The 17,656-nt window shown below is 51.2% G+C and carries 16 protein-coding genes; 7 read left to right on the forward strand and 9 right to left on the reverse strand.

Annotated features, from left to right (window positions below; genetic code table 11):
* Positions 1–16: 16 nt before the first annotated feature.
* Positions 17–1,420 carry a signal recognition particle protein gene (gene ffh / locus HW115_RS01810; protein WP_178930865.1) on the forward strand — a complete coding sequence of 468 codons (1,404 nt, stop codon included), beginning with the start codon at positions 17–19 and terminating at the stop codon, positions 1,418–1,420.
* Positions 1,421–1,728: 308 nt separating this feature from the next.
* Here the strand turns inward: ffh and HW115_RS01815 are convergent, their stop codons facing one another.
* The 3 genes from HW115_RS01815 to HW115_RS01825 form a co-directional block, all read right to left on the reverse strand.
* Entirely contained in the window at positions 1,729–2,427 is a 699-nt protein-coding gene (locus HW115_RS01815; protein WP_178930866.1) for a hypothetical protein, read from the reverse strand.
* Between the two features lie 96 nt (positions 2,428–2,523).
* Complete coding sequence (locus HW115_RS01820; RefSeq protein WP_178930867.1) at positions 2,524–3,108, reverse strand: hypothetical protein; 585 nt, start codon at positions 3,106–3,108, stop codon at positions 2,524–2,526.
* A gap of 47 nt (positions 3,109–3,155) precedes the next feature.
* Positions 3,156–3,749, reverse strand: a complete 594-nt coding sequence (locus HW115_RS01825; RefSeq protein ID WP_178930868.1) for a hypothetical protein — start codon at positions 3,747–3,749, stop codon at positions 3,156–3,158.
* 47 nt (positions 3,750–3,796) lie between these two features.
* On the opposite strand from HW115_RS01825, the gene HW115_RS01830 reads away from it, so the two are divergent.
* The gene (locus HW115_RS01830) at positions 3,797–4,372 is read left to right on the forward strand and encodes a 5-formyltetrahydrofolate cyclo-ligase (RefSeq protein ID WP_178930869.1); all 576 of its coding nucleotides are present in this window, start codon (positions 3,797–3,799) and stop codon (positions 4,370–4,372) included.
* Here the strand turns inward: HW115_RS01830 and ybeY are convergent.
* Positions 4,369–4,809 carry an rRNA maturation RNase YbeY gene (gene ybeY / locus HW115_RS01835; RefSeq protein ID WP_178930870.1) on the reverse strand — a complete coding sequence of 147 codons (441 nt, stop codon included), beginning with the start codon at positions 4,807–4,809 and terminating at the stop codon, positions 4,369–4,371. The genes HW115_RS01830 and ybeY overlap by 4 nt on opposite strands.
* A gap of 25 nt (positions 4,810–4,834) precedes the next feature.
* Positions 4,835–6,496, reverse strand: coding sequence for an HD family phosphohydrolase (locus tag HW115_RS01840; protein WP_178930871.1), 1,662 nt, complete (start codon positions 6,494–6,496; stop codon positions 4,835–4,837).
* A 210-nt stretch (positions 6,497–6,706) separates the two neighbouring features.
* Here HW115_RS01840 and HW115_RS01845 point away from each other — a divergent pair, with 210 nt between their 5' ends.
* The 5 genes from HW115_RS01845 (at position 6,707) to HW115_RS01865 (ending at position 14,215) form a co-directional block, all read left to right on the forward strand.
* A complete protein-coding gene (locus tag HW115_RS01845) occupies positions 6,707–7,378 on the forward strand; it encodes a TetR/AcrR family transcriptional regulator (protein ID WP_178930872.1) in 672 nt (223 codons plus the stop codon).
* 47 nt (positions 7,379–7,425) lie between these two features.
* A complete protein-coding gene (locus HW115_RS01850; RefSeq protein ID WP_178930873.1) occupies positions 7,426–8,661 on the forward strand; it encodes an efflux RND transporter periplasmic adaptor subunit in 1,236 nt (411 codons plus the stop codon).
* Positions 8,658–11,831, forward strand: coding sequence for an efflux RND transporter permease subunit (locus HW115_RS01855; RefSeq protein ID WP_178930874.1), 3,174 nt, complete (start codon positions 8,658–8,660; stop codon positions 11,829–11,831). The genes HW115_RS01850 and HW115_RS01855 overlap by 4 nt, the downstream gene beginning before the upstream one ends.
* A gap of 438 nt (positions 11,832–12,269) precedes the next feature.
* Positions 12,270–13,454: a sensor histidine kinase gene (locus tag HW115_RS01860; RefSeq protein ID WP_178930875.1), complete on the forward strand. Its 1,185-nt coding sequence runs from the start codon at positions 12,270–12,272 to the stop codon at positions 13,452–13,454.
* 8 nt (positions 13,455–13,462) lie between these two features.
* Positions 13,463–14,215, forward strand: coding sequence for a LytR/AlgR family response regulator transcription factor (locus HW115_RS01865; protein ID WP_178930876.1), 753 nt, complete (start codon positions 13,463–13,465; stop codon positions 14,213–14,215).
* A gap of 52 nt (positions 14,216–14,267) precedes the next feature.
* On the opposite strand, the gene folD is transcribed toward HW115_RS01865, so the two are convergent.
* Genes folD through secG form a run of 4 tightly spaced genes read right to left on the reverse strand, consistent with a single transcriptional unit; the run spans position 14,268 to position 17,654 of the window.
* A complete protein-coding gene (gene folD, locus HW115_RS01870) occupies positions 14,268–15,143 on the reverse strand; it encodes a bifunctional methylenetetrahydrofolate dehydrogenase/methenyltetrahydrofolate cyclohydrolase FolD (RefSeq protein WP_178930877.1) in 876 nt (291 codons plus the stop codon).
* An 8-nt stretch (positions 15,144–15,151) separates the two neighbouring features.
* Positions 15,152–15,832 carry a lysophospholipid acyltransferase family protein gene (locus HW115_RS01875; RefSeq protein WP_178930878.1) on the reverse strand — a complete coding sequence of 227 codons (681 nt, stop codon included), beginning with the start codon at positions 15,830–15,832 and terminating at the stop codon, positions 15,152–15,154.
* 34 nt (positions 15,833–15,866) lie between these two features.
* Entirely contained in the window at positions 15,867–17,117 is a 1,251-nt protein-coding gene (locus HW115_RS20020; protein ID WP_178930879.1) for a rhomboid family intramembrane serine protease, read from the reverse strand.
* Between the two features lie 9 nt (positions 17,118–17,126).
* Complete coding sequence (secG, locus tag HW115_RS01885; protein WP_178930880.1) at positions 17,127–17,654, reverse strand: preprotein translocase subunit SecG; 528 nt, start codon at positions 17,652–17,654, stop codon at positions 17,127–17,129.
* Positions 17,655–17,656: the final 2 nt, after the last annotated feature.

Genomic DNA, 17,656 nt, shown 5'->3' on the forward strand with positions numbered 1-17,656 from the left:
TATTCCACATCATATCATGTTCTCAGCCTTATCAGACAGCCTAGACAAAACATTCCGCAATCTGCGCGGCGTAGGTAAAATCTCCGAAAAAAACATCACCGATGCCTTACGGGAAATTCGACTCGCCTTACTCGAGGCCGATGTGGAATTCGGAGTCGCCAAAGAATTTATCGCCAAGGTAAAAGAAAAGGCAATGGGCGTGGATGTGTTCAAATCCATCAAGCCTGGAGAGCAAATCGTCAAAATATTCAACGATGAACTCACTCATCTCCTTGGTGATGATGCCGAGGCCCTCAACCTCAACCCGCCCGCCCACATCCTTCTTTGTGGATTGAACGGCGCAGGTAAAACCACCACAGCGGCCAAACTCGCTCTTAGACTCCAAAAAGAGGGCCGGCGCCCCCTGCTGATTGCCTGCGATCTTTATCGCCCTGCCGCCATCGATCAACTGGCCACTCTCGCCAAGCAAATCAACGTCCCGTGTTTCACCCCTGACCCAGACGAAAAAAATCTGGTCAAAGTCGCCAAACAAGCACTGGCCTGGGCTAAAGATCAACAAGGGACCGCCCTGATTTTCGATACCGCTGGTCGACAGGAAATTGATGAAAAGCTGGTAGCCGAACTCAAGGAGCTCCACCGCTTTGTTTCACCAGCGGAAACGCTCCTGGTCGCGGACTCCGCAACCGGCCAGCAAGCGGTTTCTGTGGCTCGTCATTTTGATGAAGCTGTCGGCATCACGGGGATTATCCTTACCAAACTCGATGGTGACGCGCGAGGCGGTGCAGCACTCTCGATGCGCCAGGTCACAGGCCGCCCGATCAAATTCATCGGTGAAGGTGAAAAACTTGATCAATTCGGGGTCTTCCACCCGGAACGCATGGCCAGTCGGATTCTCGGCATGGGTGATGTGGTCAGCATGGTGGAAACCGCTGCCGAAAACATCAATGAAAAAGACGCAATCAAAGCCGCTGAACGCATCCAGTCAGGGAAATTTGATTTCAACGACTTTCTTGACCAGATGAATATGCTTCGCAAGCTCGGCCCGCTCGATGGCTTGCTTGGGATGCTTCCCGGATTCAACAAAATAAAGAAACAGATCCCAGCGGATGCCTTCGATGAAAATAAAATGAAACGTATGGAAGCGATCGTGCTTTCCATGACTCCACGGGAGCGCACCCGCCCCGAACTCATCAAAGGATCCAGAAGAAGGCGCATTGCCAATGGATCTGGCAACACGATCATCGAAGTAAACCGTTTCTTAAAGCAGTTTACCCAGATGCGCAAAATGATGAAGTCCAAAGGGAAAATGAAAAACATGATGCAGCAGCTCGGCGGCATGGAAGGAATGGAGGGGATGGGCGATATGAACAGCCTGCTCGGAGGGAAAGGAGGAGGCAAACTGCCGAAGCTCCCATTCTAGAATAAAGGTGATGGTGCCATCACTCGCTTATCCCGAGCACCTTCAACCCAACATCAAATTTAACGGGCTGCCCTATGACGGGTTGCCCGTTTTTTGTAGCCTCATTAGACCAAGTAGTAAAACAGACGGGACGATAGCCGAGATGAATAAGTTCTTTGGCAAGGCGCGACGAAGGAATGGTGCGGGCACCATGACTAAGGAGAAACAAAGCCAAAGGAGTCATTCATCCGGAACTCTCATGGATCACGCAGTGCTTTTCCAAATACCTCAACAACGATCAATCGTCTCGTCTGTTTTGCGGAGTGGTATTACCCCTGCGTCACGCCTGGCGGCAACCAGTCATCCGACATCGGAGTAATCAAGGTGCTTTCATCCACCTGGTTAATCTCACTCGCAGATTTTCCACCCAATTCGACAATGGCGATGCCTCGTATCCCTTCAAGAAGCATATCAAACACCACCGGACTCTCATTGACATCCCGTCTAATCCTTAGCATTTGCCTCTGAATGCGTTCATCAATAGAGCAACTTTGTTTGTTGTATTTTGCCCAGTTGACATCAAGCACATACCAATAACGGATGTCCGATGCATGCTCTCCGTATTGCTCAAGACTTCGCTTCTTGCATTTCGCTAGATCCCTAGGGTCCGTCACCTCTACAAGGTCGGGCATGATGGATTCAATATCATAAGCCATGAGGTCCAATTGCTTACGAGCTTCGAAAGCGCTTTCTTCATCCTGGACCCGGACAAGCACCGATGGCACTCGACCATAAACATTCAAGCATCGGGAGACCGCATCGTCGGATTTTTCGAGATCCTTAACGCTTTCCAAGCCTGCGGTTTTTTTCATCTTCAAGCCTTGGTCGTCCACGACCTCTTCCTGAGCATCATTGCTTTCGCCATTTTTTAATTGCTGCAGTTGATGCGCTACTTCCTTCACTTGGTTGCAGGAAACCAGACCGAGAAGGATCAACAAACCAACACAAGATACAGACAGTCCCTTCACGCATTTGTTTATGCTCCAGACTAACAATGACAGCAAGATTTATTCCATACAAAAGAATGCCCTCATCTATCCTGGCAATCAAAGATCAAATCAAACCTAACGACCAAGCATGCCGTTCGTATCCTGGATCGTCAGACCCCGTTGGTCTTTCCAGTCCGTCACATCCGGTTGTTTATACGATTGCCGACGTTTACTTACCTGGACATTCTCTGTGGTTGATGTTCTTCGAGCAGTCTGTTCGGTAGCTCGCTTCGAGCGAAACGGGTTAATCGAAAACTTTTTCTTGCTGTCGGCAGCTTGCACACTCTGTTCTCCGGACTGTTTTCTGACGTACCACGGTTCGTGCTTATACTTACTTGTATCACCACGGGCATTGAATTGTTTTGCCTGATAGGATTTGTCACCAGCCCAGCGCTTCTTACGATACGATTTACTCGTGTAGTCCTTACCGCTAAAATCCTTGTTCGCTGCTATCTGGCTGCTTTTATTCTCAAAGCTACTCCGTTTGTCCGACTGCATCATCGGATTGCCGTGTTCATCCTTACCAACGCTGAACGGCAATTCATTCCCCCAGGGGTCTTTGTTGACCTTTTTCTGAGTCATCGTGCGCTCAGACTCACAGGAGGTAAGCATCAGCAAAGCCGCCATTGCCAAGGTCCGGATGATCCGATAGTCAGACATTCTCATTGCGCGGGGAGCCTCTCACGTAAGTCTTTGAACTGCAAGCCCTAATCCTGAGGAGCGGGTGTAATCCCCATACGCTCTGTTTTAGCATCGGTGATATCTGACCAAGTCAAGTCACCATGATCAATACGGTGCATCTCTGACTCATAAATGGCATCTTCATTCCGCGGGTCAATCATCGCAGCCAACGCGACAAAATAACGAGACAGTTGGGCATTTGCTTTCCCCTCTTGCTTTTCCAAGAGTTGACCACGCGCCAGCAACAGTCTGGCGAAAACCTCTGGATCATAGTCGGCAGCAACTTTTTTTGGCATCATGCTGGCTTGCAGCTGCCGGTTGGCCACCACGCTTTTCCGGTTACGGGGAGAAAGGTGAAGGGCCAAGCCAAGTAACTGGCGCGCGTAGTCCAAGGATTTCTGAGAACCCTTGTTTTCATTCACATGAAGCACGGCAATGGCAGCCAAATTAGACGCATATTCGTCTCGCTCGTTATTCACCATCGATAACGACTCGCCAAACAAACGACGGTTGATTGTCGGGGCCTTGTATTCCCCTTGCAGTTCATCTTTAGCCTCAAGCTCAGCAGCAAAACCAAGAACGAGTGCCAACAAAAGGAGACCTTGCCATAAGCGATTCATCGTGGCTACTTTCCTTCGAAGTCAAGTATCACGCAAGTCGTAAATCCATGAATCAAAAAAACACACTCCGCAAACAAGTGCGCCAGTCACTTGCGGGCACACCGACCCCGTCGCTGGCTAGGGCTTCACAAACGATTTGCCTGCACCTCCAACGGCATTGGCAAGATAGACCGCTCCCCACCCATCTTGCGGTCTTCGCCGCACACGGAGCGGAAATCGATCTCTCCAGCCTGCATCATTTATTACCGCAGAGTGAGTTGCTTTATCCTCTGTGCCACGCGGGTGGCATCCTTTCTTTTCATAAAGTCGATCGATTCGAAGAACTCGCACCGGGAATGCTCGGGATTTTAGAACCCAGACCGGATATTCATCCCGAAATTCCGATTGGCCAAATCAACTGCTTTCTTTGCCCCGGGCTCGCATTTGGAGAAGATGGAACCCGACTTGGTCACGGAGGTGGATACTATGATCGGGCACTTAGTCGCAAATCACCCGACTCCACCAGTTTCGGCATTGCCCTTGCTTCGCAAATTCAAGCCAGTGTGCCTCATGACGCACATGACATCCGGGTCGACCACATTGTGACCGAAGTCGGGATTGTTCAGTCAAAACCTAGCGACTAGTCCGACCAAACAAGATTGAGAAGCTGCTCTTGAATCTGGTTCATCCGGTCTTGGTCGTCTGGCTTGGCATCCAGGTGCCCAGCCAGATGGAGTAAGCCGTGGATAATATACAACATGATCTCCCTGTCCACATCGTTGCTAAATTCTGACGCTTGCCTGACAGCGGTTTCAACCCCCACATGAATCTCCCCATGTTCGAAGGTGATCACATCAGTCGCTCCCGGGATGGACATAAATTGCTCATGCACCGATGCGATCGTCTCATCATCAATCAGACTGACCTCGATCTCGTCCAAATCCTGAATCACCGAACGGGATCCAATCCTGTGTTCCAACACCCCCATCAGAGAGGCTTTGGCGGCGGATTCAAAGCGCGCCAACAACTCATTGGTCAAAGTTACCCGGTCCTGATGGTTGTAGACCGCTATATCAGGCATGCCTTTCATCACATTCCAACCTGAACTAGCCGAGACTGGCTACATGTTTGCCAGCCAAATTGAGATCTGCTGGCAAATTTTCCATCACCTCGATTTTTTCTACCGGAAAGGCATCGCGGTTTTTCTTATCGTCGTCATCGGGGTAATCGATGCGTGAATGCATCATGCTGGTCAAGGTGGATGTAAAGCTGGCAGAGATGATTTTGATATCGCCCATCGTCAGTCCGCTGTCATCCATTTGACCGGAAGTAACGCGGGCCATAACCAGTTCGTTGACCAGTTTGGAAATTTTCATCGGATTCGGCTTTTTCAAGGTTCTGGACGCGCTTTCGACAATATCAGCCAAACTGATAATTCCGCTTTCCCTGCTGCTTGGGCACGGGCCGGGATATCGGAAACTCTTCAGATCCACATCCGGTAAGTCTTCCTTGTTTTCCAATCCCTGCTCCACTTTTTCTTCGGCATCCTGACGTTGATCCAAGGCTTTGTGATAAAAATAGCGCATCACCGATGTGCCGTGATGCTCACGTATGACCTCAATGATCTTGGGATTCAATTTATGTTTGATCGCCATATCCACCCCATCTTTGACATGCGCAATAATGATGATGGTACTCATCGTGGGCGTTAAGTCATCATGAGGGTTGGTATCCCCTTGGTTTTCAATGAAATAGTTCGGCTTTTTCAGCTTTCCAATATCGTGGAAATAGGAACACACGCGACACATCGCCGCATTCGCTCCAATCTGCTCTGCCGCCGACTCCGACAGGGTCGCCACAACCATACTGTGATGATAGGTCCCCGGAGCCTCGAGCTGTAACTGACGTAGCAGCTTGTGATTCAAATCGCTCAGCTCCAACCAGGAAATATCCGTCGTGATCGCAAATAAACTCTCAAAAATGGGCAAGAGCCCACTGACGACCATGCCCGTCACAACGCCCCCCAATAAAGCTACCGCAATCTTCCCCCCCTCAACGGGAAGCGTGGAACTGACATACAATGCCTGCAATTGTATTTTGTCGAATGACAAGGCCAAGAGCAAGGTAACTCCGCCCACATAAAGGCCCGCCCGCAACAAGGATCCACGACGACGCACGTTACGCGTCAAGGAGACCGCCATACCTCCGGCTGCCAGACTAATCACCAAAAAGCAAAAGATATCCTCCACAGGCATCAGCAAGGAGCCAAACAGGCTGACGATCATCGTGGAGAACACTCCCGATTGCCGCCCCAGCAAAACAGAGTGCACCATCGGAGCAAAGGCCAAAGGAGCCAACAGGAAACGGTAGTCCAGATCCCAACCGTTGGTATCAATGAAATAGAACGTCGCCCGAACCAAAAGAAGATGAATGAGAATCCCCCCAAAGACCAAGGCCACTTTTCCATTTCGAACCTGAGAGCTGTGACGAATATGGAAAAAAAACACGGCAAGCGCAGCCAACACAAAACAAACCAACCCCCTGCGGATTTCATCATCACAAAAGAGAGTCTGCTCTCCAACGTAAAACCCGACAATCACACAGGAAAAAACGGCAAAAAGAGGGTAAATCAGCAGCTTAATCAGAATGCTTCTCTCCATGGAGTCCACTACCGCACTCTCACTCGCTGCCGTAGTTCGGCGTTTTTTGCCTGATGACATCCCTTTTTCAGCAAGGCGCCATCGTTTAAAAGCATCAATAAATCCCATAAATTGGTTTATTCTAGTAGGGTGAACTTAGCGAAAGCTCCATCCGGTCTAGACGGAGAAAGGACGCTAATGCGTCCCTTTCGTAGGGCGGATTATATCCAAACCCGACTCCTTGGCAATATCCAATGAGCCCTCCAACTCAATCGCGCATTTCAAATGACCATTTGAAATAATCATTTACTTCCTGTGATCCAGTGCTAGCTTGCGCCCATGTCCGAGTCAGGCAATCATCTTTCAGCAAGTGAATCCGAACAAAAACAGGCTTCTTCGACCAAAGAACAAGTCCTGAGCTGTGCGGTTCCACTGTTTGCTGAAAAAGGGTACCGGGACGTCACCTGTGCCGAAGTCAGCCGCGCGGCCGAAGCAAACATCGCGGCCATCAATTATCACTTTGGTAGCAAAGAGAATTTATACCGCCTCTCAATGAGGAGAGCCTTCGAGCTGGCCAACAAAAAATACCCCTTCAACGCAGGTATTGATAAAGATTCGACACCTGAAGCTCAACTACTCGCCATGATGAGCGCCATGATTCGACGTAATTTCGACGATGGCCCTGCCGGTTATCTTAACCGGATCATGGCTCACCAAGTGTCACGGCCAACAGCGCCTCACGCCCTTGTCATCGAGGAAATCTCCAATCTTCAAGGAAACCATCTCTCAGAAATTATCCGAAAGATCACGGGTGAACTATCTGAACCTTTTTTGCAACAGGCTAAGATGAATGTGGTTGCACTCTGTGTCTTCCCGCGCTGGGCCCCTGCAATGAAACAACACCTGTTCCCTGCTCCGCCCAGCGAGGAAGATCTGACACTCTGGGCGGAGCATCAGCACCGATTTGCACTTGCCGGTTTACAAAGCCTGAAAATGACCGATCCATCTTAAACTCCGATTCCCCAAGCCCCCCTTTTTACTTTCGACTAATTGATCTCATGCACGCATTGAAAAAAATTCTTTCCCTGGGACTGATCCCTCTGGTTATCCTCGCATTAGGAGGATCGGTTGTCATTTATCTCATCAAAACCAAACCGGAACCCAAACGCGCCATCCCTCCGCAAATCATCGCTCACGTTGAGGTGATCAACTCGCAAACCGACACGCATACTCCATGGATTGACACCTACGGGACGGTTCGAAGTTACTATGAAACTGAAATTTCCAGTTTGGTTGCAGGTGAAATCGTCAGTATTTCACCACGATTTCAAACCGGTGAATCCGTGCGCAAAGGGGACGTTCTGGTGGAGATCAACACCGCAGACTACCTCGCTGCCATTGCCTTACAAAAAGCGAATATCGCCAAAGCCAAGGAAACCCTACTCACAGAGCAGGCTCGTGGCAGGATCGCCCGAAGCGATTGGCAGTCGAGTGGGCGCAAGCTCGAAGACGCCTCCCCATACACTCTGCGTGTCCCACAGCAAGAAGCTGCCCAGGCAGCCGTGGACTCCGCCGAAGCGGCTCTAGCCAAAGCGGAACTCGATCTGAAACGCACAAAAGTGACCGCTCCTTACGATGCCATTGTCCAGGAACGGCTCGCCAGCCCCGGATCCATCGTCGGTATTGCCACGCCACTGGGAAGGCTCATCGCAAGGGAAAAAGCTGAGGTTCGACTCCCCCTTACCCCGGATGAGGTCGTGCAGCTCAAGTTACCCCTTGCGTTCAGACTTCCCGAGGATGAAACCGTCGATCGGGAACGCCTGATCGATGTGACACTCTCATCACCTGCATACCCTGGGATTACCTGGCCGGGCGTCATCACTCGCACAGAAGCCAGCGTGGATGCAAAAAACCAAGTCATCTACGTTGTAGCAGAAATCAAAGCCCCCTTCGACCCTCCGGGATCGCCATTACCTATCGGAACCTTCGTCAAAGCACGAATGCAAGGAAAAGACCTGCCGAACACAATCCGAGTGCCTGAGGCATCCATCATCAATGATCACTTTGTGTGGGTTGTCGATGGCGACTCCAAACTCAGAAGGCAAACCGTCAACCGACTCTATAGCTCCAATGGCATGGTCATCGCCAGTCTGCCTGAAAATGCCCCACCCACCCCGTATCACATCAGTGTCAGGCCACTGCCCAGTTTCAGAAACGGTCAAGAAGTCAAAGCTGAAACCAAAACCAGAGCGAGCGAATCCAGCACAGCAAACAACGACGACGTGACGCCATGAAAGATGCGATCGAAAAAGACCATAAAATCATCGCATGGTTCGCCCACAATTCCGTGGTCGCCAATGTCCTACTGTTCGCCATCCTCGGCTTTGGCATCTGGACAGCGCTGAATGTCCGCAAAGAAGCGTTCCCATCATTCGACGCCAAAAGCGTCAATATCGAAGTCCCCTTTCGAGGAGGAACACCCGAAGATGTCGAGCGTGGCGTCGTCCTCAAAATCGAAGAGAGCTTGAAAAATGTGGATGGCATTGAGCACATCCGCAGCACGAGCACGGAAACCAGTGCGACCATCGTCGTTCAAGCATACGAGGACTACGATCTGAGCAAGCTGCTCGACGACGTCAAAATCAAAGTCGACGCCATACCGACACTCCCTGAGCAGGCAGAGAAACCGATCATTTCTGAACGGAAACGTGAAAATTCCGTCATCTGGATTGAGGTTCATGGTGATGCCAGCGAGGAAGTGCTCAAAGAAACGGCCCGCGAACTCAGGGACGACTTGCTACTTGACCCCTCTATCAGCAAGGTTAATACCAGTGGAGCGCGCGATTATGAAATCTCGATTGAAGTTTCTGAAGACAAATTGCGAACCTACGGTCTGACTTTCGAGGAAGTCTCCCAAGCGGTTAGTGCGAACTCAATCGACCTGTCAGGCGGAGTAATCCGGAGCAACCGGGGTGACATTTCATTGCGAACCCGCTCTCAAGCCTACAATACCCGTGACTTTGCAGCTATCCCACTCAGAACCACGGAAGAAGGCACCCGCATCTACCTTCGCGACGTTGCCAGCATCCGGGACGGTTTTGTTGATCAGGACTTTCTCTCAGAATTTGAAACATCACCAACGGTCAGCCTGAATATTGTCAACGAAGGAAGCGACGATATCCTGAAGTCCCGCAAAGCAGCCGATGAGTTGGTTCAGCAATATCTGGAATCCAACAAGCTCCCCGAAGGCGTCACCCTCACTCTCTGGAGCGACGAATCCAAAGTGATTCGTGCACGACTGATGTTATTGGCAAAAAATGGCATCCTTGGGGTTCTGCTGGTGATCGTTTGTCTGACGATGTTTCTTAACCTGCGTCTCGCTTTCTGGGTCTCACTCGGTATCCCGATTTCGCTCGCTGGAGCCGTCATTCTCTTCCCTCTGCCCGGTGTTGACATCTCTATCAATGTCCTCACCTCCTTCGCTTTCATTCTGGTTCTCGGAATTGTCGTGGATGATGCCATCGTCATTGGCGAAAGCGTCTACGCGGAAAAAGAAAAACAAATCGATTGTAAATCTGGGAATGCTCCATTCCGGGCAACCGTCCGAGGGGTGAGCAAGGTGATTGTGCCAGCCGTCTTCGGGGTGTTGACCACCATCGCAGCCTTCTATCCATTGACTCAGGTTAGCGGACGTATGGGTAATGCCTTTGGCCAAATTGCCACCGGTGTGATCTTCTGCCTGATTTTTTCACTGATTGAATCCAAACTCATTCTTCCCGCGCACCTCGCCCACATCGACGTTCACAAAAAGCCGACCAATGCCCTCACTCGCGCCTGGGCTAGGTTTCAAGGAAGTATCGCATCCAGTCTGAAATGGTTCATCCGGACGGTCTACCAGCGCTTTCTCAACTGGTTGATGCCACACCGCTACACCGTGACAGCTGCCTTTGTTGCTGTGTTTGTCATCGTTGTGGCTCTTCTGCCATCCAACCGACTTCGCTTTGTCTTTTTTCCAGACATCCAACGAGACAGTGCCTCAGCCATTCTAGAGCTGGAAGAAGGCTTGCCGGTCAGCTATTTGCATGAACAGGCCCGCCGCATCTCGGATGCTGCACACAGAACAGGAATGGAATTTGAATCCGAAACAGGACATAACCCATTCAAGCACGTTCAGGTGCATTCAAAAAATAACACGCTGGCCACCATCGCCGTCGAACTGACCCCCTCGGAGTCGCGTAGTATATCCACCAACGAAATCGTCAATGCCTGGCGCAATAAAATCCGCGGCATCGCCGGGGCGAAATCACTCACCTTTTCCGGGAAAGCCGGGCCTCCCGGTGGAGCGCTCGATATCCAACTGCAAAGCGATAACCTGGACTCACTGAAATCCGCAGCCGAAGCCCTAAAAACAGAACTCAGCAGCTACAATGGTGTGTTTGATGTGCAGGACACCTTTAGTTCGGGACGACCCGAAATTCAAATCGAGGTAACGCCTGAAGGGGAAGCCGCCGGTTTTGATAAACGAGACTTGGCACTCAACCTCCGAGACGCCTTCTATGGTCGCGAAGCCCAGCGCGTGCAGCGTGGGCGCGACGAAGTTAAGGTGATGGTCCGCTACCCGATTGATGACCGAGGAAGTATTGATACGATGCGAGACATGCGGGTGCGCAGTCTCGACGGGACGACCGTTCCTTTTGGCATCGTTGCCGACACCCATTACGGTCAGGGCTTGTCAAAAATCGAGCGCTACGACGGCAAACGGATCGTTTCCGTTAAGGGAGATGTCGATAAAGATGTCACCTCCTCGGACGAAGTCCTGCTAAAGCTTCAAAAGGACTATTTCCCTGAACTTCTCAAACAACACCCGGACATCACCTTCAACCTCAGCGGAGAGGCTGAGCAACGGGCCAAATCCATGAAATCACTCTTCATCGGCTTCGGTGCGTCCATCATCTTGATCTACATTCTACTCGCCATACCGCTTAAAGCTTATGTCAAACCCCTCTTCATCATGTCGGTGATCCCCTTCGGCATCATCGGAGCTCTCGCCGGACACTATCTGGTGGGAATCCCCGTCAGTATTCTGTCCATCTTTGGTATTCTGGCACTCAGCGGCGTGGTGGTGAACGATTCTTTGGTGTTGGTGCACCGAATCGATGATCTTCGGCCTCAGTATTCTTCATTGGAAGAAACGATCCATCAAGCTGGAGGAGAACGTTTCCGAGCCATTTTGTTGACCTCGGTGACCACCTTCGTCGGACTTACCCCACTGCTTGCCGAAACCGAGGTTCAGGCACAATTCCTCAAACCCATGGCCGTTTCTCTTGGATTTGGAGTGCTCTTTGCAACCTTCATCACCTTGATCTTGCTTCCCATGCAGTTATTGATCGCACGAGACATCAAGCGAGGGTTCATTCACTCAGCGAACAGCTGGAAACGTCTCTTGGGACCGAAAGCCGATTGAGAAAACAGAAGAAAAAACGAAGACAGACAAGAAGCTTCACTCGGAAAACTCAACAAAAACAGCCAAAATCAAGGCTTTGAGTTTTGATCTATCCTCCGCTGCAGAGTTTGGATCCAACTGACTAATGGATCACGCCCTCTGCAGTCAGAGAAGATAGACAACAACAATAAGTATACACTTACCTAGCCCACTCGAAACCTTCCGGGGAATGGCCTCGCCCTATTCGAGATAGTTCGTAGCTAATTCACCCAACGGGTCTGAGCGGTGAAAGGAATTCCGGTGCGGATGAGCAACAACTCTCAAACCACACCCTTCCCTTCTGCTGTGACCCATATTTAGTATAATCCAGCCAATTATCCATAATTTTGGGATTAACAGATCCGAATATGTGACGAACCTCTGGTATTGAGGGACGAATCTGTTAATCTTCGTCCACGTATGGAACGGTTCCTTAAAGCATTGCTGGTTGTATGTGCCTTTTTGCTGGCCTGGGTTCTGCTCACACTGGTGCTTACAGCCCAGCTCACCTACAGTGGAGCCCCCTGGACATCAGGTCTTCTCGTATCAGTTGAGCAGATGCTGCCATGGTTCATTGCCAGCCCATTACTGATCTATGTTTCTTACCGGTTCCCCATCCTTTATGACCGCTGGTGGCTGCATACCGCGCTTCACTCAGTGCTCTGCCTGCTCATCATGGTTGGCATTGGCCGCACCCGGGAATTCATACTCGAAGAATGGCCCACCCTCATCCCGCCCGAATCGAGGGTGCCCCAAGCAGCCCCTGCCTCCTCAGCCGCTCACCCGGAGCCCATAGCTATCCCCGGCTCGTCCATTTCCTCCGCCTCCCTGCAAAATAATGAGGCGCCAATCAAATCTGACCATTGGCTCGAAAAAACCGGCGTTATCCGCTACGCGAGTCAAAGCTCTCCTCTGGGTATTCCGCTCTATGTGACGATTCTCTTCATTTTCAGTCTCACCCGCTACAGGGATGAAATAAAAAAACGCGACCAGGAAGCACTCAAACTCGAATCCCAGCTGGTGCAAACGCAGCTCAACCTTCTCAGATCCCAATTGCAACCGCACTTCCTCTTCAACACCCTGAACACCATCAGCACGTTGATCCACACCAGCCCCGACAACGCTGACGCCATGGTCATCCAGCTCAGCAAGCTGCTACGCCGAACACTCGACCAACGAAACGACAGCATGATCCCGCTTCAACAAGAGGTCGAAACCTTGAAAATTTATCTCGAGATTCAAGGGATGCGCTTCGGCGATCGCATGCAAGTGGATTACCTCATTGAGGACGATACCAAAAAAGTCGACGTCCCGCCGATGATCGTGCTTCCCTTGGTGGAAAATGCCGTCCGCTACGGCGTCGAGAAATCAAGTAAGGCAACGACGATCACCATCCGTTCCCACCTCGAGGGTAAACAGCTCCATCTCGACGTGATTGATGATGGCCCGGGCATCAACCCTGAAAACCAATCCGGGACAGGTGTCGGTCTCGGGAATACCCAGAGCCGACTCGAAACCCTCTACCCAGGTAAATCGGCCAGTGTCACCCTCATCGAACAAGAGGATCACGGTGTCATAGCCCATATCGAACTTCCCCTCCCATAAACATCATCATGAATTTAAAAATAGCCATCATCGATGACGAATCCATTGCCCGTGACCGCGTCAGGCGTTTTCTGGAAAGCCACATGACCAACATCCAGATCATTGGAGAAGCCGGCAATGGTATCCAAGGACTTGAAATCATCCGACAGCATCAACCGGACCTCATTTTTTTGGACATTCAAATGCCGGAAATGGATGGATTCGCGATGCTTGCAGAACTCCTTCCAGATGAGCGACCTTATGTGATCTTTACCACGGCCTACGACGAATATGCGATCAAGGCGTTCGAAATTCACGCCCTCGATTACCTGCTCAAGCCTTACACGAAGGAACGCTTTGACTCCGCACTTGAGCGCATGATAACGGTTTCACCTCAAAACGGGGGCATTCAGAAAAAACTTGAGTCACTTCTCGCGCAAGCCGCCCCCCCGAGTATTTCACGTCTGGTCATCAAAGATCAAGGCCGTGTCATGTTCGTCCCCCTTGACCAAATTGATTGGATCGAATCGGCAGGCAACTACGTTATTGTTCACACCCATGATAAGTCCCACATGATGAGAGAAACCATGACCGAAATGGAGCGTAAACTTCCCGAGGTTGATTTTTTCAGGGTGAGCCGCTCAGCAATCGTCCGAGCCGATCAAATCATGGAATTGCGCACCGTCAGCAAATCTGAGAGTCAGGTGGTCCTGAACTCAAAAGCAAAGGTGAAAACAACTCTCCCTCTCAAAGAGCTTCAAGCCAAACTCAATCATCTGTAAGGAGATGGGCAGCCCTTGGTGCTGCAACAGCCACAGATTAGACCGAGGTGCTCTATGAGACCGACTGTCTGGCCGCCTTCACGGTGTTGGCGATCAACATGGCGATGGTCATCGGCCCAACACCGCCCGGCACCGGAGTGATGGCGGCACACTTTGGAGCCACTTCGTCATAAGCAACATCCCCAACCAAACGATAGCCTCGTTTTGCGGAGGCATCCTCCACCCGGTTGATCCCGACATCAATCACCGTTGCCCCATCCTTGACCATGTCAGCCGTGACAAATTCAGGACGGCCAATGGCAGCTACAATAATATCCGCCCGGCGACTGACTTCGGCCAAATCTTTAGTCCGCGAGTGAGCCACGGTTACCGTGGCATTTCCTTCCTTGCTCATCAGCAATAAGGCCATGGGTTTCCCCACAATCATACTGCGCCCGATGACCACGGCTTGGGCTCCGGAGGTCTCCACCCCCGCTTCTTTCAAAAGTCGCATACAACCGGCCGGAGTGCAGGGAACAAATCCCGAGGCGTCCTCCAGCGCCAACTTGGCAACGTTCTCAGGATGAAAACCATCCACATCCTTGGCTGGGTCAATGGCGCGAACAATCGCCTCTTCATCGATGTGTGGGGGCGGCGGAGATTGAACCAAAATCCCATGAATAGCGGCATCCTCATTCAATTCCTCCACAACCGCTAAAACTTCCTCCTGACTGGCATCAGCCGGCAATTCAATTTTTCTGGAATGCAGCCCCAGTTCGGCACATTTCCTTACTTTGGAGCCCACATAGACTTTGGATGCCGGATCATCACCGACCAAAACCACAGCCAAGCCCGGAGTAATTCCGCGATTCTTTAAGGTTTCAATTTCCTGACTGCACTCGTCGAGCACTTTGGCCGCTACCGTTTTTCCGTCGATGATCTTGCTCATGCTGATTATTATTTACTGGAAGTTTCGGGGAAGTCGTCAATCCCTTCGTGAAGAGAACTCTCTACACCTTGTCGAACAGATTCAAAATCATTTTCATCTAACTTCGCCGGAATATGACACGGAGCTTCAATATGAATCGTCACCCGGCTGAACGGTTTCGGGATATGCAAGCGGTCCCAAGTTTTTAACCGCCAACTTGAGGAATAAGAAAATCTGACCGGATACAAAGGACAGGATGCCGATTGGGCCAGTTTGACCACTCCGGGCTCCATCACATATCGAGGTCCACGGGGGCCGTCCGGCGTAACAAACACTTGGTCATTTTGTTTGAGTGCTCGCTTCAAAGCAATCAATGAAGCTACGGCCCTGCGGGAACTCGATCCACGAACGGACTTGACACCAAAGCAGGAAAGGAACGAGGCAATCACCGCTCCATCCTTACTGGCACTGGTCAAAGTGCTCGCGGGAATTTTTCCAAGAAATCGACTCAAGGCCAAAGGAGCCGTTAATAGATTACCATGCCAAAAAACCCAAACCCCGGGGATCCCAGGGCCAACCACTTGACGCGTCTCATGTGGATCCTCAACCCGATAGCGCAGGGTCATCCCCAACAAACCAACCACGGATGCCGCCAGTTTGCCCGCGGCCAATTGCTTCCACGATCCTCGAATTTCCAAGCGCTTACTCATACGGCATCATTCCTCATCCAACTTCAATCGGCAGTTAACCTAGCATCTTCAGCACGGCCGTCAATGCTGCGACCAGAATCAAACAGCCGGCAACAAAACCTGCTATTTTATCACGGGTAATCGATTTAGGCCGGTGCATTGATGCCGACGGTGGAAAAACAACCGCAGCATACACCATGCCTGCTACCAATCCCCCGACATGTGCCGCATTGTCGATGAAGCTCATCCCCAGCGTGCCAATCACCCCCATCAGAATCACCCCCGCAATCAACCTGCGTCTGGCCAACCGCGGAACCAGACTTCTATGCATCAGCTCAAAGACCATCAAAAAGCCCAATAGCCCCATGATTCCACCGGAAGCACCAACGGCAGGACGATCCGGATACCACCAAAAGGAGGCATACCCGCCAACCCACATCGCCATAAAAAAGACAATCAACAAATGGGGCCAACGTGCCAGACACTCGGTTCGGCGACCCAGGTACATCAAGCCGGCGGCATTCATCAACAAATGCACTATATTCCCATGGAGAAAAGGAGTGGTCATCAATCGCCAGGTCTCCGTAGCATCTGGAAATGCCGCAAGGTATTTTACGCCTTCTTGTTTTAACAAGCCAGCCCTCAGGATGGACAATTTAAGACCACCGCTTCCAGCTGCCCCCATATCCACGACCAACTGAACCACAGCACAGACGGCTAAACAGGCCAACAAACCATAGGTTACCGGGATGCGCTGCCGATGCATCCAACTGTCAAACTGGGCATCCGGCAAATCTTCCGCCATATCGCGGTGCTTCATTTTTGCCAGATGCGTTTTGGTTTTCCAGCCTTCATACAATGGCAGCAAACCAAAAATGAGAAATAGAAGAGCGGCCACACCAGCCACCTGACTTGAGTAAAGCGAGCTCCACTGCCCTCCGCTGTTCTGCCAGGCTGACCATAACGACCAGGCCATAACGGCGGCAAAAACGGCTCCCATCCGCAAGCCATCGCTGAGATCCCGCTCTGCTGCAAGCTTGCGCCGAATGCGGATCGGCGTGTGCAAGGCTGCAACTTCCTCTGGAACAACCAAACGATCGTGTTCGGGAGTCCAAACCAAATCAATCCCCTCTCTGGAAGATCGCAGCTTGGATGCCAGGTCTTCCAGATCATCAGCCACATGCGCTCGACCTTTAGCATCAAAAAAGCCAAACCCAGATGTTGCGGGTTTGGCTGGAAAGGCATCCCTACGTGCCCATACAGGCAGAGTCTGGGATGCTCCTGATGTCTTGGACGATTGCCCCACGAAGATGGATTAGTTTCCTCCTTCTCCGGTCTCGGATGAAGCCGGAGTCTCTTCAGAACCGGTGGATGGTTCTTCGGTAGCCGTGTCCTTGTCCTCTGCAGGAACGTCTTTGTTGTCTGTATCTTCAGCAGGAGCGCTCTCCTTGGAATCAGCATCCGGACTGCCAGGCATCACTACCGGAGCCTCAGGAGCTTCCGTTGGAACATTTGGCACAGTTTCAGCAGGAACGTCCTTCTCGGAAGTATCACTCATGTCAATCTGGGTGTTCTGACGCTTACCAATCAAGATGGCCAACACCAGGGTCACCACAAAAAACAAGGTGCCAAGGTAAACGGTTCCTTTTTGCAAGACATCGGTCGTGCGTGCTCCAAACGCCTGGTCGGTCAGACCGGAACCAAAAGCGGCTCCAAGGCCTTCCTGCTTGGGGCGCTGCATCAGAACGACGAGTGCAAGCAACAAACAGATGATCACGTGGATCACCAGCAGAAGATTAATCGAGATGGTTAGCCAGTCAACGGCTGCAATTAAAGGTGTCATGG

It is taken from the genome of Oceaniferula marina (assembly GCF_013391475.1).
In the GTDB taxonomy this organism is placed as follows: Bacteria; Verrucomicrobiota; Verrucomicrobiia; order Verrucomicrobiales; family Akkermansiaceae; genus Oceaniferula; species Oceaniferula marina.

Excerpts from the sequence above, each read along its gene's own strand:
- ffh (WP_178930865.1), top strand. The coding sequence starts at position 17 with ATGTTCTCAGCCTTATCAGACAGCCTAGACAAAACATTCCGCAATCTG.
- HW115_RS01820 (WP_178930867.1), bottom strand. The coding sequence starts at position 3,108 with ATGTCTGACTATCGGATCATCCGGACCTTGGCAATGGCGGCTTTGCTG.
- HW115_RS01825 (WP_178930868.1), bottom strand. The coding sequence starts at position 3,749 with ATGAATCGCTTATGGCAAGGTCTCCTTTTGTTGGCACTCGTTCTTGGT.
- HW115_RS01830 (WP_178930869.1), top strand. The coding sequence starts at position 3,797 with ATGAATCAAAAAAACACACTCCGCAAACAAGTGCGCCAGTCACTTGCG.
- ybeY (WP_178930870.1), bottom strand. The coding sequence starts at position 4,809 with ATGCCTGATATAGCGGTCTACAACCATCAGGACCGGGTAACTTTGACC.
- HW115_RS01840 (WP_178930871.1), bottom strand. The coding sequence starts at position 6,496 with ATGGGATTTATTGATGCTTTTAAACGATGGCGCCTTGCTGAAAAAGGG.
- HW115_RS01845 (WP_178930872.1), top strand. The coding sequence starts at position 6,707 with ATGTCCGAGTCAGGCAATCATCTTTCAGCAAGTGAATCCGAACAAAAA.
- HW115_RS01850 (WP_178930873.1), top strand. The coding sequence starts at position 7,426 with ATGCACGCATTGAAAAAAATTCTTTCCCTGGGACTGATCCCTCTGGTT.
- HW115_RS01855 (WP_178930874.1), top strand. The coding sequence starts at position 8,658 with ATGAAAGATGCGATCGAAAAAGACCATAAAATCATCGCATGGTTCGCC.
- HW115_RS01860 (WP_178930875.1), top strand. The coding sequence starts at position 12,270 with ATGGAACGGTTCCTTAAAGCATTGCTGGTTGTATGTGCCTTTTTGCTG.
- HW115_RS01865 (WP_178930876.1), top strand. The coding sequence starts at position 13,463 with ATGAATTTAAAAATAGCCATCATCGATGACGAATCCATTGCCCGTGAC.
- folD (WP_178930877.1), bottom strand. The coding sequence starts at position 15,143 with ATGAGCAAGATCATCGACGGAAAAACGGTAGCGGCCAAAGTGCTCGAC.
- HW115_RS01875 (WP_178930878.1), bottom strand. The coding sequence starts at position 15,832 with ATGAGTAAGCGCTTGGAAATTCGAGGATCGTGGAAGCAATTGGCCGCG.
- secG (WP_178930880.1), bottom strand. The coding sequence starts at position 17,654 with ATGACACCTTTAATTGCAGCCGTTGACTGGCTAACCATCTCGATTAAT.